General features: G+C 41.6%; 14 protein-coding genes. 3 read left to right on the top strand and 11 right to left on the bottom strand.

The annotated features are described in order from the left end of the window. Window positions 1-6: 6 nt before the first annotated feature. The 6 genes from BM126_RS12915 to BM126_RS12890 form a co-directional block, all read right to left on the bottom strand. Window positions 7-1,149 carry an acyl-CoA dehydrogenase gene (locus tag BM126_RS12915; RefSeq protein ID WP_090989884.1) on the bottom strand — a complete coding sequence of 381 codons (1,143 nt, stop codon included), beginning with the start codon at window positions 1,147-1,149 and terminating at the stop codon, window positions 7-9. 116 nt (window positions 1,150-1,265) lie between these two features. Further along, window positions 1,266-1,883 (bottom strand): TetR/AcrR family transcriptional regulator, encoded by a 618-nt coding sequence (locus tag BM126_RS12910; protein WP_090989883.1) that lies wholly within the window; start codon window positions 1,881-1,883, stop codon window positions 1,266-1,268. Window positions 1,884-2,050: 167 nt separating this feature from the next. Continuing rightward, window positions 2,051-2,524, bottom strand: coding sequence for a staygreen family protein (locus BM126_RS12905; protein ID WP_090989882.1), 474 nt, complete (start codon window positions 2,522-2,524; stop codon window positions 2,051-2,053). A 75-nt stretch (window positions 2,525-2,599) separates the two neighbouring features. Then, window positions 2,600-3,352, bottom strand: a complete 753-nt coding sequence (locus BM126_RS12900) for a hypothetical protein (protein WP_090989881.1) — start codon at window positions 3,350-3,352, stop codon at window positions 2,600-2,602. A gap of 31 nt (window positions 3,353-3,383) precedes the next feature. Beyond that, window positions 3,384-4,427, bottom strand: coding sequence for a cytochrome d ubiquinol oxidase subunit II (locus BM126_RS12895; RefSeq protein ID WP_090989880.1), 1,044 nt, complete (start codon window positions 4,425-4,427; stop codon window positions 3,384-3,386). A gap of 11 nt (window positions 4,428-4,438) precedes the next feature. Further along, window positions 4,439-5,800, bottom strand: a complete 1,362-nt coding sequence (locus BM126_RS12890) for a cytochrome ubiquinol oxidase subunit I (RefSeq protein WP_090989879.1) — start codon at window positions 5,798-5,800, stop codon at window positions 4,439-4,441. 415 nt (window positions 5,801-6,215) lie between these two features. Between BM126_RS12890 and BM126_RS12885 the strand changes: the two genes are divergently transcribed. Both BM126_RS12885 and BM126_RS12880 read left to right on the top strand, forming a co-directional pair. After that, entirely contained in the window at window positions 6,216-6,677 is a 462-nt protein-coding gene (locus BM126_RS12885) for a MarR family winged helix-turn-helix transcriptional regulator (protein ID WP_090989878.1), read from the top strand. Between the two features lie 3 nt (window positions 6,678-6,680). Continuing rightward, a complete protein-coding gene (locus BM126_RS12880) occupies window positions 6,681-7,877 on the top strand; it encodes an MFS transporter (protein ID WP_256213091.1) in 1,197 nt (398 codons plus the stop codon). Between the two features lie 54 nt (window positions 7,878-7,931). Here BM126_RS12880 and BM126_RS12875 read toward each other — a convergent pair whose 3' ends face one another. From BM126_RS12875 to BM126_RS12855, 5 genes are all read right to left on the bottom strand, one after another. Further along, on the bottom strand, window positions 7,932-9,566 hold the full coding sequence (locus tag BM126_RS12875) for a glycoside hydrolase family 13 protein (RefSeq protein WP_090989877.1): 1,635 nt from the start codon (window positions 9,564-9,566) through the stop codon (window positions 7,932-7,934). Window positions 9,567-10,007: 441 nt separating this feature from the next. Then, window positions 10,008-12,458, bottom strand: a complete 2,451-nt coding sequence (parC, locus tag BM126_RS12870; RefSeq protein WP_090989876.1) for a DNA topoisomerase IV subunit A — start codon at window positions 12,456-12,458, stop codon at window positions 10,008-10,010. After that, window positions 12,458-14,413, bottom strand: a complete 1,956-nt coding sequence (gene parE / locus BM126_RS12865; RefSeq protein ID WP_371261455.1) for a DNA topoisomerase IV subunit B — start codon at window positions 14,411-14,413, stop codon at window positions 12,458-12,460. Before parE ends, parC begins: the two co-directional genes overlap by 1 nt. A gap of 295 nt (window positions 14,414-14,708) precedes the next feature. Next, window positions 14,709-15,122: a CoA-binding protein gene (locus BM126_RS12860; RefSeq protein ID WP_071352377.1), complete on the bottom strand. Its 414-nt coding sequence runs from the start codon at window positions 15,120-15,122 to the stop codon at window positions 14,709-14,711. A 187-nt stretch (window positions 15,123-15,309) separates the two neighbouring features. After that, complete coding sequence (locus tag BM126_RS12855) at window positions 15,310-16,611, bottom strand: purine/pyrimidine permease (RefSeq protein WP_090989874.1); 1,302 nt, start codon at window positions 16,609-16,611, stop codon at window positions 15,310-15,312. 308 nt (window positions 16,612-16,919) lie between these two features. Between BM126_RS12855 and plsY the strand changes: the two genes are divergently transcribed. After that, window positions 16,920-17,510, top strand: a complete 591-nt coding sequence (gene plsY / locus BM126_RS12850; RefSeq protein WP_090989873.1) for a glycerol-3-phosphate 1-O-acyltransferase PlsY — start codon at window positions 16,920-16,922, stop codon at window positions 17,508-17,510. The last annotated feature ends 46 nt before the right edge of the window (window positions 17,511-17,556 follow it).

Here is a 17,556-nt window from a genome sequence, read left to right as displayed (position 1 = left end):
GCAGGATCAGCAGCCTAACTGCCTGGCAATGACGATTCTCTGGATTTCCGAAGTTCCTTCCCCTATTTCAAGGAGTTTGGCATCCCTTAAATACCTTTCCACTTCATATTCACGCATGTATCCTGAACCGCCGTGAATCTGGATGGCTTGATTCGCTGTACGAAATGCCATTTCGGAAGCGTAAAGCTTTGCATATGCCGACTCTTTAGTAAAAGGCTTCTTTTGATCCTTCAGCCAGGCTGCTTTATAGACCATGTTTCTCGCCAATTCTATTTCCATGGCCATATCGGCAAGTTTAAATTGGATGGCCTGGAACTTGGAAATCGGCTGGCCGAATTGCTGGCGTTCCTTAGCAAATGATAGTGCCCTCTCAAATGCTGCCTGGGCAATACCAACTGCAAGAGCCGCAATAGAGATCCTTCCGCCATCCAGAGTATATAAAAATTGCTTAAAACCTTTTTCCGGATCTCCAAGGATATTTTCCTTTGGCACCCTGACATCCTGAAGTATGATTTCACAGGTATTTGAAGCCCTTACTCCCATCTTTTCATAATTAGAGTTTATGGTCAGCCCTTTCGTATCTGTCGGAACGAGAAATGCTGAAATAATGTTTTTCCCTCTGCTGTCTTTTCCGGAAACTGCTGTAACCGTAATGGTGCTTGCGTAGCTGGCATTTGTTATCCAGCATTTTTCGCCGTTCAGCACATACTCATCGCCTTCAAGCACTGCACGTGTCCTGGTCCCCCCTGCATCAGATCCTGCATTAGGCTCTGTCAGTCCAAACGAAGCCAGTTCCTCTCCTTTTGCAAGAGGCACCAAATATTTTTGTTTTTGCTCTTCAGTCCCAAAGTAGTAAATCGGGCTGGATCCCAAGGAAACTGCAGCCGCATAGCTTAAGCCAGTTCCTCCGCATGCTTTCCCGATTTCTTCCACCGCAATGGCATATGAGACTGTGTCGCCGCCAGAGCCTCCATATTCTTCAGGAAACGGAATGCCAAGCAGTCCTAACTCTCCGATTTTTTTAAAAATATCTTCACTGAAACGGGAATGCTGATCAAGTTCAATCGCTTTAGGCTTAATTTCTTTTTCAGCAAAGTCCCGTACCATTTCTTTAATCATTTGCTGTTCTTTTGTAAGTTCAAAATTCATAAAAATCCTCCTCAGGTATATTGTATGTCCTTCAAGACCGACCGGTTGGTCTGCTGAAGTCAAATGTAAGCGCTTAAATTAAATTGAAAACAAAAGCTTTCAGAGAAATTATCACTTTACTGCTCTTTTTTCTTTGCTTGGTCCGTCAGCAGAGACTGCAGAATCAAATCGACAAAGATGTCACCAATTTCATCTATCGTTTTTTCTCCGTCTTTTTTGTACCATTTATATGACCAATTCACCATGCCCAGTATGCTCATGCCTGTTATTTCTACCGGCAGCTCTGGCCTGAAGACCCCCAGTTCCTTGCCTTCCTGGATTACCGCAAAGATCATTTCTTTATAACTTTTCCGTTTTCGTCTTATTGCTGCTTCATATTGAGGCTTCAAATACATGCTTTCCTGATAAAATACCGAGATGTGGGGTTTATAGAGGTCAAACACTTTTACAAAAGACTTTATGATCATTGTCATTTTTTTTGCTGGAGATGCACTTGCGGCTATTGCTTCCTGCGCCTTTGTTAAAACATATGTAATGAACACATCATGAATGACAAACAATAGCTCGTCTTTCGACTGGAAATGATGATAAAAGCCTCCCTTGCTTGTACCGCATTCCTTGACAATTGTATTAACCGTAACACCATGATAGCCATATTCCTCAAAAAGATGAAGTGATGTTTCGATGATTCTTTCTTTTAAATCCGTAGGGCATCCGCTCCCCCTGCCATGCAGGCATATGGTTTGGCTAATGAAGAATTGCCAGCGATAAATTTATATTAACAAATAAACTGAAAATAAGTCAATTTCTTAATTGTTAAAATAAATAAAATTTTAAGAAATGGTTACTCTGCCTCAACCGCACTAAAAATGCCTGCTGATATCAGCAGGCATACTGGGAGCTACACATTCATTTTCTTTTTTCCGCCCATATATTGGCGCGGGGTCCCATAATACATTACTTTATTGAATTCCGGGAAAACCGATTCAAAGGTCACATAAATCGGGCTGTCCACCAGCCAGGGAAAATGCTGGAAAAATACTCTGTCTCCATGTATGATCGCTTCCAGAGCTGTCGGTATTTCCTTCTTAAAAACCATATATCGCACTCTTGATATATTTTCATCAAATTCTCCGCTGCTGATATAAACATTGCCTGAAAGCAAGAATTGTCCAAGACGAGGCTGCCATTCTGCAAGGAATTCATCTCTCAGCTTCGGATTAATGCTGCCTTTGTCATACGAAGTGCCGATGCCAAGAAACAGCTCACCTGTTGCATCAGAATGTGTAAGTGTATATTTCCTGCCTTCTGCCGGCATGCTTTTTGTCGCAGGAGGTCTATAGGTGACAAGCAGTTTTTCTGGATTGAAGGTCATGGGAGGCCATTCTCCTTTTTAATTCCGGGTTTACCTCATCCTATGCCAAATGCCCAAAAACGGTTAATATCTGCCCTATATTTTCTTGATCTCCGCTGAAATCATTTGCCACTTGCCATTGGTGTATTCCCAATCGGATATCACCTCGGCCAACGCATCTGCATGGTAAGCACCGCTTATTCTTTGGATGCCCCTGATACCCTTTTTGTTTCCGCTTACGTTGATAATTTTCATAGAAGAATATGGGTCGATAAGAAGTTCGGCAGGTTCATTCAAACGGCCCTTTTGATAAATGCCAAGCCTCTCATATTCCTGCTTTCGGGAGGATACATCAATGATTACCGGTTTATGATTCTTCAAGGTAACCTTAGCGAGATATCCGTCCAAAAACTCCCCTCCGGCACTAACAGGCGGCGGGACCTTTAAGTCCCTCACACGGCCTCCTTTAAAACTGAAAGAATATCCTTTGACAGTTCCCCCGCTCCCGCCTGTGTCTGCTTGTGCAAAAACATCACAAACATGGTCTCCGTTAAAATCGGCAAATAATAAAGAAGGGTTGTATCCTCCCTCAAGGGGTACCTTTAAAAAGTCCGGCGGAGAAGTGACCGATATAAACATTTTCTTTTGAAATTGGCTTTTTGCATCATATGGTATTCCTGAAATGGCTATTTTATCAGGGATTCCATCACCTGTTACATCCTTTTCTTTGGAAACCAGCAATTCCCCATTATCAGAAAGAGTTTTCTCGGCAGATGCCGGATAACTGAAAATGGCAAAAACGAAAAGGATAAGATAACTGGAAATAAGGTGGGCTTTTCTTGGTTTCATCGTATCATTCCTTTCAGATAAAGGATAAATACTATTTATTCGCTTCCTTCTGCTTTAAATATCGATTGTCCTTCATGAACATTCTCCAAAAATAGAAGAACCCAGGAAATAATATCGCAAAGCCGACGATATATGTGGCAAAAACAGCTCTAAAAGAATTGGGGTCCGTAAAGCCAGAGTGAATGGTCACATCGGGATAAACCATATAAGGCAAATGCGCTTTTCCGTAAACATAGCTTGCCAGTAAATACTGCAGGGTGATTGAAACGACAGCAACCCTTGGCATGCTTTTAATATTTTTCTTTGAAAAAAACGGCAGATATAAGGCAAGCCCCCCTATTATGAAAAAAAGCAAAGAGAATAACAGGATAGGCAAATCATCCATCATCTTGTTGTACAGCCATGCTTCCTCATTCCTTAAGGTAATCATAATCAAAAATGCCATTAATAAAGATATAGGGCCAGTAATCATGGCATCCTTTCTATACACCTTAAAGGCCTCAAGTTCATCCGCTTCCTTTGAGTAATCTGACAGCAGGAGCGATGACAAAAACAGCGTGCTGCTAATCGCAAAACCAATAAAAGCATATTCATTCGGACTGGAAAAAAGCTCAGCCAGCTTCAATGTCTGCTTTCCGTTTACCGTTGTGACAAAATGGCCATGAGTAATAGGTAAAACACTGATTAAAAGTGCCGGAATCAATATCCCGGTGATTCCGGTAATATAGGTCAGAATCTTCTCATAATCAATCGCTATATGAGAGAAAACCAGAAAGGCGCTTCGCAGGGCAAGCAGCAAAAGTATGAGGCTCCCTGGCAAAAGCAGGATTGTGCCCAGTGTAAAAGCTGCACCGGGAAACAAACTATAGATGGCAACAACGAGCGCGACGATAAATGTGTTGGTCACTTCCCATGTCGGCGATAAATACCTGTTGGCAATATTGGTGGCTCTTGTTTTTTCACGGTTGAAATAAATCATGGACCAAAATCCTGCGCCAAAATCCATGGTTGCCATAACAGAGTATATAAAAACAAATCCCCAGAGAACGATACTGGCTATGACTGCATCTGACATATAAATCCTCCTTAAGAATTAGAATCGAGAGCCTGATTGTCTTTTTGCTCTGCCTGATGAATGGCATCCAGAGCACTGTGCCGCTTAAAGTAATACATAAGCACAAAAAGTACAGATACCGCTAAAATCAGATAAACAATCAAAAATAAGATAAATAGCAAGCCAAGATTGGATGTTGATGTAACCGACTCTTTCGTTGTCAGGAAATTATAAATCGTCCACGGCTGGCGCCCCGTACAGGCAAAGATCCATCCGCATTCAATAGATAAAACTGCAAGAGGGCCGGAAATCACAAAGAGCCACATAAGAAAACGCGGAAACCTTTCTTTTTTGAACCACTTCTCCCAGATAATCACCGCAGCTGCCAGCAATATCAGCAATGAGCCTATTCCTACCATTGTATTGAATAGGGTATGTATAAATAGGGGCGGCCAATGTTCTTTTGGGAAATCATTCAGTCCCGTCACTTTAGTATCAAAACTGTTAGCTGCCAAAAAGCTTAATGCCCACGGGATTTCAATTCCCCATTTCACAGACTGTGTCTTTTCATCTGTAAATCCTCCAATTGAAAGCGGAGCATGTGTCTGTGTTTCAAACAGACCCTCTGCTGCAGCCAGCTTTTCAGGCTGATATTCGTATAAATGCTGTGCAGAAGCATGTCCATTCAATGCTGTAAACAAGGCAAAGATTCCTCCTGCTACTACGCTTAGCATTAATGCTTTTTTATGAAAAACATACACTTTAGAACCAAATCCCGCTTTGATCATTTTATAGGCAGAAACAGAAGCTACGACAAACGCACCGGTGGTATAAGCCGATAGTGCAACATGCAGCGCTGTGACAAGGAAGCTGGGATTGAAAAAGGCGGCCCATGGATGAACATCCACAATTTTCCCATTTTCAATTCTGAATCCTGTCGGAGTCGCTTCAAATGCATGGACGTTTGTAATCAGTACAGCAGAAAATAAAGCTCCCAATGCAACCAGGCTTAAACTTCCGATCCGCATCCACGGTGCCACTCTATCTGCAGCATACACATAAATAGACATAAACAATGCTTCAACGAAGAAAGCATAAATTTCTATTTGGAATGGCAGCGTCATCACCCTGCCGATCACCTCCATAAAGCCAGGCCACAGCAATGTCAGCTGTACTCCTGCAATCGTCCCAGTAGGAATTCCCACTCCCAGCAATACTGCGAACGCCCTTGTCCACCGCTGAGCCATAACGGCATAATGCAGGTCCTTTTTTCTTTGATACATGATTTCCGCAGTCAAAATCATAAATGGCAAACCTACTCCTATTGTTGCAAAAATAATGTGAAAACCCATCGTGGTCCCAAACATAGACCTGGCAATCAGTAAATGATCCATTCTTTTTTCTTCCCTTCGCTCTTATGGTGTTTCTTATTATTTCCAGAGAAAGAGAATCTATGAAAAAATCCGGCCGATATTTATAATTAATTCTTCAACATAGCTTCTTGGAAGGCAGAGAGGATATGTATTTTAAGTTTTTTAAGAGTTCTCTTCTTAAAGATTTTGTTTTTTTAATTTGTTATGTGAAGCGTTCCCAATTTCAAGTCAAGTTGATTTGAGCGTAAGGTGCGAGACTCTTGCTTAGATTAGCCCCCGCGGAAAACAGCTCCCATGTTTTATAGCAGCAAAGTTTACGAAAACAGCTTTTTTATTTAAGATTAGAATATAATTAGTATACAAATTATATTTACACCTATAATTTTTACACGTATAATAAAAAGGTGAAGTAAAAGATGGGGGATGGATAAAGACCATGTTCAAGGATGAGATAGGGTTTACCGCCTCATCAACCAGCAAAAAAATACGGGGATTAGTAAGTAAAGTATTGAAGGGATATAACATTACAGCTGAGCAATGGACTGTTTTAAAAGAATTAACATATGTATCCAGTCTCAGCCAAAAGGAATTATCCGCAAAAACCGATAAAGATCAAGCTACCTTAACAAAAATATTGGATTTGCTTGAAAAACACGATTTAGCCAAAAGAATCCCGAATCCCGAAGACAGAAGATCTTTTCTGGTGGAAGTCTCTGAAAAAGGAAGAAGTACTGTTGAAGCGGCTATGCCTGCAGTGGAGAATATGTATGGCGAAATACTGCAGGGAATAACGGATGAACATCTTCATTTCTTTATGAATGTTCTCGCTACAATACAAAGAAATATCAGTAAGCACGAAGCATCAAATTGTCTTACGGTATCAAAGAAAGAAGGATAAATTTTGAAACAGCAAGCACCTGTCAAATTATGGACCTGGCAATATATTATCATTATTATAATGACCTTTTTATTTTTCCTTAGCCTTCAGGCACTTATGGGCGGCTTCCCTGCTTTTGTCGGAGAGATTACACATGATCCCGCTAAAGGCGGATTGATGACAACTTCTTTCATGCTCGCTGCCATATTTACAAGGCCGTTTATCGGTATTTTTATGCATAAGCTGAACATGAAAGCCACATTAATAGTTACATTACTTTTTGTATTGATTACAATCGGTTTAAGTTTTGGACGTGCCACCTTTTCCATTTTAGTAATGCTAAGAATACTGCAAGGAATTTCTTTCGGTATTATCTCTACACTTTTTGCGACGTTTGCCACTAATTTAATACCTTCTGCCCGAATTGGGGAAGGCATAGGCTATTTTGGAATGGCAACTAGCCTTGGAACGACATTTGGACCTATGATTGCGCTTTCTATGCTGCATTCATATTCATTCAATAAACTGTTAACCGTAATGCTCTTTATAACCTTGCTCACTGCAGCAGGAAGCTTTTTTATCAAAAACAATCAGGGTGCCCCAGCTGCCAAACCAGTTCCGGACAAGTCCCTTTTCGAATTTGCCTTTGATAAACGTGCCTTTCTTCCATGTTTGCTTGTAGCCCTGTTTTATATTACTTTTTCAGGAATCGTGAATTTTATTGATGGTTTAGGAGCGGCCAATCATTTCGGAGGTAAGGTTTCTATATTCTTCCTGATTGTAGCTGGAATGATGGTATTTACAAGGCCGTTTTCCGGTAAAATATATGACCGCTTCGGACATAAACTTCTAATTTATCCTGCAAGTGTCTCTGGTATCATCGGCTTGATCCTCCTTGCTTTCACACATAACTTTGCCATGCTATCTGCAGCAGCCGTCTTTTACGGCATTGCATATGGAATCATGCAGCCCACCTTCCAGGCATGGGCCGTCAGCCGGGTAACCCCTGAAAAGAAAGGGACAGCAAATGCCATGTCCCTGAGCTTCATGGATTTAGGCATGGCAATCGGAGCCGGAACTCTTGGCAATGTTGCAGTAGAAATAGGCTATAACGCTACTTATGGATTATCCAGCTTCTTAATCTTTCTGCTTGTGTTTTTATATATGGCGTTCAGCTTAACTAACAAAACTAAGAAAGAACAATTAAAGCAAAGTGCGTAAGAAAAAGGCCCCATTTATCCGGGGCCTTTTTGTGATTTTACATGTAAATATCTTTCACAGATTGATGGAATATATCCTTGCTTCGTGTGGATGTAACATAATTTTTTCTGCTTCATCTTTGACACATTCATAATTTGCGAGAATCAGCTCTTTATTTTTATCAGCTAACTCCTCGGGCAGCATAAACTCATTTTTATTATCGCTATGATTTAAGATGATCAAAATCATTTCATTATCCAATTTTCGTGTAAATGCATACAATTCAGCATGATTTTCTGTCAGATCATGATAATCTCCATAAACCATTGCATCTGTATCTTTCCGGATGGAAATGAGTTTTTTATAAAAATTCAAGACAGACATTGGATCCTTCTGTTCATTTTCTGTGTTAATAGTTTTATAATTCGGGTTAATCCCAATCCATGGAGTACCTGATGTAAATCCTGCATTTTCCTCATCATTCCATTGCATGGGAGTCCGTGAATTGTCTCTGGACAACGGCTGCAGGCTTCTTAGAACTTCATCTGGATGCTGCCCTTTTTCCACTTCTTCACGATATTTATTTTTCATGGCTATGTCCTGATAATCCTCAATCTTATCGTAACGTATCCCGGTCATGCCGATTTCTTCGCCTTGATAGATATAAGGAGTCCCGGGAAGTGTATGGGTTAAGACTGCCAGCAGCTTTGCTGACTGCACACGGTATTCTTTGTCATTCCCATACCTTGTAACTTGTCTTGTATGATCATGATTGTTAAGAAACTGCGAATTCCACCCATTCCCCTTAAGTCCTTCATACCAATCCTTTTGTATGCGCTTAAATCGGAGCATGTCCCATGCTGGCATCTCATCGGCAATTTGAAAGTGAAACAAAGTATTTAATTCATTTCGGTCTTCACTTACATATAACAAGCCTTCTTGCGGGCTGACAAAAGGAATTTCGCCAACCGTCATGATATCATATTTGCTTAATACTATATGGTGCATTTCCTGTAAATAATCATGGATACCTGGGTTATTTGCCAGGTATGATAAATTAAATGGATCTTCAGCATTAGGATATCCTTGCTTCTTTGCAAGCAGATTAATTACATCCATCCGGAATCCATCAATTCCTTTATCCAGCCAAAATTTCATAATACGGTATATTTCCTGTCGGACATCAGGATTTTCCCAATTCAGATCAGGCTGTTCTTTTGCAAATGAATGAAAATAGTATTGATCCGATGTTTCGTCATAAGTCCACGGTGAAGGCGCAAAATAGGAGCGCCAATTATTCGGTGGTCTTCCATCTTTTGAATCTTTCCAAATATACCAGTTTCGTTTAGGATTATCTGCAGATGACTTTGATTCCAAAAACCAAGGATGATGATCGGAAGTATGATTGACCACCAGATCCATAATGATTTTCAGCCCGCGCTGGTGTACTTCCTTTATCAGGCTTTCAACACTGGCCATATTCCCCGCCTTCTCCATGACTCCGCAGTAATTGGAGATATCATAACCATTGTCTTTATCAGGTGATTCATACATTGGATTTAGCCAAATGACATCTATGCCAAGATTTTTAATATAATCCAGCTTTTCTATCAGTCCCTCAATGTCTCCTACTCCATCTCCATTTGAATCAAAAAAACTCCTCCAGTATACCTGATAAACGACTGCTTCTTTCCACCATGTTTTTTTCATATGCTCCCCCTATTTTAAAGGCTCTCTTATATTGTCTCTCGATTTTTGCAGCCGCACTTCCTGCAGAAATTCACATTTTTAAGAGAGCTTTTTTTGGCAACTATAATGTGTTATCTTTCTCTTTTTTCAGCACGTGCAAACGAGCTAAAACTGCGCCTTCAATGCTCCTGGATACTTCTTTTATAGCATAATTACGCAGGAATTGGAAAGTTTTCCGTATCAAAATACGGTTCGAGGAAGGGTGCTTTAAAATAGTAAGCGCTCTCAATATTACCTATTGAGGTCTGCTCAAAAGGAATCCGTATTCAGGAAGAATATTGTACATTGTGTCCCAAGTTCCGGGAATGCCAAAATCACCCTTGCAAATCTATCAGGAATAAATGAAAAAATCCCTGAACAGGTAGATGCTGTTCAGGAATCTTCTCTATTGCTCCGTATCTCTTAAGACTGTTCGACGTTTGGATTGGGGTCTTCTAAACCGATCTTCCAGATTTCAGCAGCTTTTCCGCTTTCTGTTTCATCAATGATAAACGATCCATTGGTATAGCGGTCCGTGAACCTTAAACTTCCAGCATGGGAACTTTCAATTATCCCCTTTTCCGTTCTGATAAAAATGGTGTCGCTGTTTACAACGGTTTCAAATCCAATGACCCGGTGCGGGTGTGACTTTAATTCCCTAAGCACAACGACCCCGCGTTTTGCACGGGAAGACTTTTCAAATTCAGTAAGCTTCATTTTCTTAATCGCGCCTCGCTGGGTGACAACCAGGATGCCCTCTGCTGAATTCTTTTGAAGCACCTTGCCGCCAACGACGTAGTCTCCGTCTTTTAGGTTCATTCCTTTTACTCCGGCAGCCCTGACACCGACTGCACCTACTTCTTCTTCATCAAACCATAAAGCAAACCCATAATGGCTGATCATAATAATGGATGTGCTTCCATCAGTAAGATGCACATCGGCCATTTCATCCTCGCCTTTCAGGTTGACGCCGACAAGAGGTTTGGAATAACGCTGAGCTTTATAGGAACGCAGCTCGGTTCTTTTCACCATTCCGTTCTTCGTAACAAACAACAAATATTGCTGCTGTTCAAAATCCTTAATCGGAATCATTTTAACTATTTGCTCATCACGGCTAATTGGCACAATGTTGGCAATATGCTGCCCTGTTTCTTTCCAGCGGATATCCGGCAGCATATGAACTGGACAGTACAGGTAATTCCCTTTGTTAGTGAACAGGAGGATAACATCCGTTGTATTGGCTTCCGTCTTCTGAAGGAGCCTGTCAGAGTCCTTCATGCCGAAATCCAGACCCCCTGAGGCGGCATACGACCTGAGAGAAGTTCTTTTCACATATCCTTCCTTCGTGACTGTGACCATAACATCTTCGCTGGCTACCAATACTTCCAGATTAATTTTAATTTCTTCTATTTCGTTTTCAATTCTGGAACGGCGTGTATCGTTATATGTTTTTTTAATGCTTTTCAATTCTCTTTTAATGACTTGATAGAGTGTTTTTTCATTGTCAAGAATGGCCTGCAATTCCTGAATCTTGCGGTTTAGCTCTTCCGCTTCTGACTGAAGTGCAGTGATATCCGTATTGGTCAGGCGATAAAGCTGCAGGGATACGATTGCTTCAGCCTGCGGTTCTGTAAATTGAAACCTGCTTATCAGGTTATCCTTAGCATCCCGTTTATCCTTGGATGAACGGATCACAGCAATAACTTCATCTAAAATGGATAAAGCCTTCATCAATCCATCAACAATATGTGCCCTGTCCTGTGCCTTTTGCAGTTCATAGCGTGAACGGTTCAGGATAACCTCTTTACGATGGCCGATATATGCATCAAGAAGCTTTGGCAGACTCATTAACATTGGCCTCTTTTTATAAATGGCCACCATATTAAAGTTATAGGCTATCTGAAGATCTGAATTTTTATAAAGGTAATTCAGCACGCCTGAAGAATCTGCTTCTTTTTTCAATTCTATGACAATCCTTAATCCGGTCCGGTCCGATTCATCACGAACCTCAGAGATTCCCTCCACTTTTCGGTCGAGCCTGAATTCATCGATTTTTTTGACCAAATTTGCTTTATTTACTTCATAAGGGATTTCTGTCACAACGATCTGCTGCCTGCCTCCGCGCATATTCTCTACTTCGGCTTTGCCGCGAATAATAATTTTTCCTTTTCCGGTTTCATAGGCTTTTTTTATGCCTTCAATCCCCTGAATGATGCCTCCTGTCGGAAAGTCTGGCCCTTTTATGACTGTCATTAATTCGTCGACAGTTACATCCGGCTTGTCCATTCTCATAATGGCAGCGTCTATAACCTCTCCTAGCTGGTGAGGGGGAATCTCTGTTGCATAGCCTGCTGAAATTCCAGTCGATCCATTTACCAGTAAATTAGGGAACATTGCAGGAAGAACAACCGGCTCGTTTGAGGTATCATCAAAATTGGGAATGAAGTCTACCGTCCGTTTATCAATATCACGAAGGAGCTCTGCCGCAATGGCTGATAGCCTTGCTTCTGTATAACGCATTGCTGCTGGCGGATCGCCGTCAAGGCTGCCGTTGTTGCCGTGCATCTGTACCATGACATTTCGAAGCTTCCATTCCTGGCTCATCCTGACCATGGCATCATACACAGATGAATCTCCGTGCGGATGATAGTTCCCGATTACGTTTCCTACCGTCTTGGCTGATTTTCGAAAACCTTTATCATTTGTATTCCCTTCCACATGCATTGCATACAATATGCGCCTCTGAACCGGCTTTAGCCCGTCCCTTGCATCAGGGAGTGCACGGTCTTGGATTATATATTTGCTGTATCTCCCGAACCGGTCTCCAATAACCTCTTCAAGGGGCAAATCGCGAACTTTCTCTTCTAAAGACATTAAATTTTGACCTCCTCTGATATCGACATATTTTCATTATCCAAAATATTCGACTCTTCTTCGAGACCAAACGCTACATTAGCTTCAATCCATTTTCGGCGCGGCTCTACTTTGTCGCCCATAAGGGTCGTAACCCTTCTTTCTGCCCGTGCTCCATCATCGATTTTCACACGTATTAAAGTTCTTGTCTCAGGGTTCATGGTGGTTTCCCAAAGCTGGTCGGCATTCATTTCTCCTAAACCTTTATACCGCTGTAGCATATAACCTTTGCCTACCTTTTTGATTGTATCCTGAAGTTCTTCATCACTCCACGAATATTCAATAACTTCCTTTTTCCCAGTCCCTCTGCTGACCTTGTACAAAGGAGGAAGCGCAATGTATACCTTGCCTGCTTCAATCAGCGGTTTCATATATCTATAGAAGAATGTGAGGAGCAGCACCTGGATATGGGCACCATCAGTATCCGCATCCGTCATAATTACGATTTTATCATAATTGGCATCTTCCACATTGAATTCCGGGCCTACCCCAGCTCCTATTGCATGAATAATGGTATTGATTTCTTCATTTTTAAAAATATCCTGCAATTTTGCTTTTTCTGTATTGATAACCTTGCCCCGAAGAGGCAGAACAGCTTGAAAACGGCGATCTCTGCCCTGCTTGGCAGAACCTCCTGCCGAATCACCCTCTACAAGGTACAATTCATTTTTTTCAGGATTTTTAGATTGGGCGGGCGTGAGTTTCCCTGATAAAACAGCATCAGATTTTTTTCTCTTTTTACCGCTCCGGGCATCTTCACGGGCTTTCCTTGCCGCTTCACGGGCCTGAAACGCTTTAATGGACTTTTTGATCAAGGAGCTGCTTGTATTGGGATCTTCTTCAAAGAAGTATGCCAAATGCTCTGTGACAATACTGTCAACTGCTGAACGCGCCTCACTTGTTCCAAGCTTCCCTTTTGTCTGGCCTTCAAATTGAAGAAGCTCTTCAGGAATCCGGACGGAAATAATGGCAGATAAGCCTTCCCTTATATCTGTGCCTTCCAGATTTTTATCCTTTTCCTTCAGCAGACCCGTTTTTCTGGCATAATCATTAAAAGCCCTGGTCATTGCAGTTTTAGCCCCGACTTCATGTGTGCCTCCATCTTTTGTACGGACATTGTTAACAAAGCTCAGAATATTTTCTGAATAGCCGTCATTAAACTGAAAGGCAAAATCGACTTCGATATTGTTCTGTTCGCCTTCAAAGCTTACCACGCTGTGAAGGGTATCTTTTTCTTCATTTATATATTCTACAAATGCTTCAATGCCATTTTCATAATAAAAATTATCATGGTGATCATTCCGCTCATCTATTAATTCAATCTTCATTCCTTTTAAAAGAAATGCAGACTCTCTTAGGCGCTCACAAAGTGTTTCATAATTATATACGGTAACCGAAAATATGGATGTATCGGGTTTAAAATGGATTTTAGTTCCCGACTGATTGGTTTTTCCTATTTTCTCCAGAGTGGTTTCTGGTTTGCCTCCATTTTCAAATCGCTGTTCGTAAATGAAGCCATCCCGCTTAATTGTAACAACGAGCCATTCCGAGAGGGCGTTTACCACTGACGCTCCCACACCGTGAAGCCCTCCGCTGGTTTTATAGCCTCCCTGGCCAAATTTCCCTCCTGCATGAAGGATTGTCAAAATGACTTCTGGTGTAGGCTTGCCGAGCTTGTGCATTCCGGTTGGCATTCCCCGGCCCTTATCTGTCACGCTGATACTGTTATCTTTATGTATTTTAACGATGATGTGGTCTCCGTAGCCAGCAAGCGCCTCATCCACGGAGTTATCAACAATCTCATATACCAAATGATGAAGTCCTCGTGCATCGGTGCTTCCGATATACATTCCTGGACGCTTTCTGACCGCTTCCAGGCCTTCAAGGACTTGAATCGCATCATCATTATATTCGATTGTACTAACTTTCTTTGCCACAGAAATTCCCCTTTCCTTGCAACAACAACATTTCCGGGCCGTATCATTCAGTATGATATGACTCATAAATAAATAGGCTTTATATTATTAACTTCTTATATGATAAGTATAATCCAAAAGAAGAAAAAGAACAAATGTTCTATTTGTGTTTCATCATGATTACCATGACTGCAATGATATGTATATTATACCTTTGCATCTTGGCATCTAAATATGCTTTTTGTTTTAATTTGGAGTCCATAAAAAAAGAGCGGGGCTTTATCCGCTCTCAGCCTTACTTTGTAAGGGCATGTTCCACTTTGATGCAGCGATCCATGATGACGGTGTAACCTTTTTCTGTTAAGAAATTATACGCTTCTTCATTTTCAAGCCCCAGCTGTGCCCAAAATATATCCGCATCGACTTCGTCGAATTCCCTGGCGATCTCCGGCAGGTATTCGGAGCGGCGGAAAACATTCACAATATCTACATGTCCTTTAATATCTTTTAAGGAAGCAACTGCTTTCACTCCAAGAACTTCTTCGACAGAGGGATTTACCGGTATGATTTCATATCCGCTATCCTTCATGGCCTTTGAGACCATATAGGATGTACGTTCCGGATTGTCTGATAATCCGACCACAGCAATTACCTTGGCCTTTTTTAATATACGGCCGATTTCTTCCCGGCTTGGAATATTCATTGTCATGATTTTCAGCTCCTTAGTTTTATTCTATTTCTCGTTCAGGAGGCATAAATCCTGTTTATCTTTAAATTTTAGCACATAAACAAACAGGAGAAAAATCTTTATTAGCCTTTAATATAGAGATATTGCTGACTTTCCCGCTGTTTCCGTGCATATTTCTCCTATAAACGGCTATCTTTCCCCTGAAGAATTATGCTTCACCCCGAGCCTTTCTTCTGTAAACAATCTTCGTCCACTGATCTGCACATATGGATACGAGTGAGCCAAACACCAGGCCATTATTGAGCAGCGAAACGATAATTGGAGGCAGCCCCTGAAAGGCTGCGGCGGGAACAAACATTAAGCCTACTCCGCTCAATAGTGAAACGCCAATAACCGTACGTATTCTATTTTGTTCTTTTTCCTTTTCGAATTCGGCAAACGCCATGCCTAGCATGCCCGTAAACACTACAAATGTCACGGAATATCCAACTGGAATCGGAACGGCTGTAAAAATGGCCATAACCTGCGGAAAAAAGCTTGAAACGGCAATTAAAATGGAGCCGAGTAAAAACGGCAGTCTGGATGTCATCCTCGTTGCAGCAATAAACCCCGCGGCACCTGAAATCGGGACAGGCCCAACTGCACTGAATACTCCTCCTAATATCTGGTTTATGCCGGCTGCCATGCCTGCTGATTTAAGATTTGCCTTGCCTTCTCCCGGTTTTATTGAGTCCATGGCCATTTCTGCTAAACGGATGCTTGCTATCATATTCGTCAGCAAAAGGAGTGTAACAAATACTGCGGTCATGATCATGCCTGAATTAAACTTCGGGGAACCAAAAGCAAACAGCTTTGGAAGTGAAAACAGCTGATCCGGGGAATAGGCAGCCTTCTTCGCTGCTCCGCAAACTGCAAAAAGAAGCCAGCCGCAGGCAAGGGAAATTAACACTCCGTAGCGCCGGATGGATTCCTTTTTATGTTTTGTCACATAAAAAGTGATCAGCACCGTCAGCAGGCTTAATCCGGCAATTTTTAAATCAGCTTTATTTCCTGTATACCCCAATCCAAGCATACCGTTTAAAAATGATTTGCTGAGCTGCACAACCAGAAGAAGCAGATAGATGCCCATCACAACAGGCGTAAATAGGCGGCTGACCACTTTTATCAATCCTGCTGCACTAAGTATGATAAATAAGATGCCGCTTGCAATCAGGGCTGTCTGAAGGGCTCTTAGGGTGTCAGAGCCTGATGCAAACAGTGTGGTACTGAAACTTGCGTAAAGGGCAAACACCCCCCACCATAAACCTGCCGGCCCTTCATTAATAGGCAGCCTGTGCCCGCAGGTTACCTGGATGACTCCGGCTACGCCTAGAACAAATATTGTCCTTTGAACAAATTCTGCTGCTTCATGACCGGTTAAACCGAATAAGTCTGCAATCGCAATAGGCGCTACGATTGAAGAAGCAACCATAAAAGCGATCCATTGCAGAGCGCCAAATAAATTTTTCATAACAATCTCCCGTTTTCATCAACTAGTCTACTACATTCCTATTTTAACATAACTGCCTAATGCCATGGAAAAGGACAGGAAGGTTTTGGATGTAAATTGCATAGTTTAAAGCTTTCATGAATAAAAGCTTCAAAATTCATGGAATAAAAAATCTCATAGCCGATGGTTTTTTTGCATAATCATGATAAAATATAGAGTACCTTGCTTAATGGCTAAAGGTATACATGCTTTTTGGATAAACATACGAAAGTGCAATCCGCAAAAGCAATCATACATACAAATAAATACATATAAGAAAGGGCTGCAATATGTTACTAATTATTATCACATTGGCGCTTGCCTACCTGCTTGGTTCTATTCCTTCCGGCTTGATTATCGGCAAGATCTTTTATAAAACGGATATCCGTGAACACGGAAGCAAAAACCTCGGCGGCACCAATACTTTTCGGACGCTCGGCTTTAAAGCCGGAATGGCTGTTACCATAATGGATATATTAAAAGGCACATTGGCTACTATGCTGCCTATGATGATCGGAGCTCATATCCACCCCCTTCTGGCAGGAGTTTTTGCTGTAATCGGCCATATGTTCCCTGTTTTCGCAGGGTTCCGCGGCGGAAAAGCTGTAGCTACTTCGGGAGGAATCGTACTTGCCTATGTACCTCTGCTGTTCGTTGTAGTCTTAGCCGCCTTCTTTATTGCGCTGTATTTATCAAAATATGTGTCTCTTTCCTCCATGGTGGCTTCAATCGTTTCACTGGCATATGCCATGATTTTTAAGTGGAGCGACTGGCCCCTGATACTCGTCCTTGGAGTGCTGGCCATATTTATTTTTTATCGCCACCGTGCAAACATTAAACGGATTCTGGATAAAACCGAGCCGAAAGTAAAATGGATTTAAATATATATTCCTGCCATCCCAAACCAAAACATAGGGGCTGGCTTTT

The sequence above is a fragment of the Bacillus sp. OV322 genome (genome assembly GCF_900112495.1).
Lineage (GTDB): Bacteria > Bacillota > Bacilli > Bacillales > DSM-1321 > Peribacillus.
This window is presented reverse-complemented; position numbering and strand designations above follow the sequence as displayed.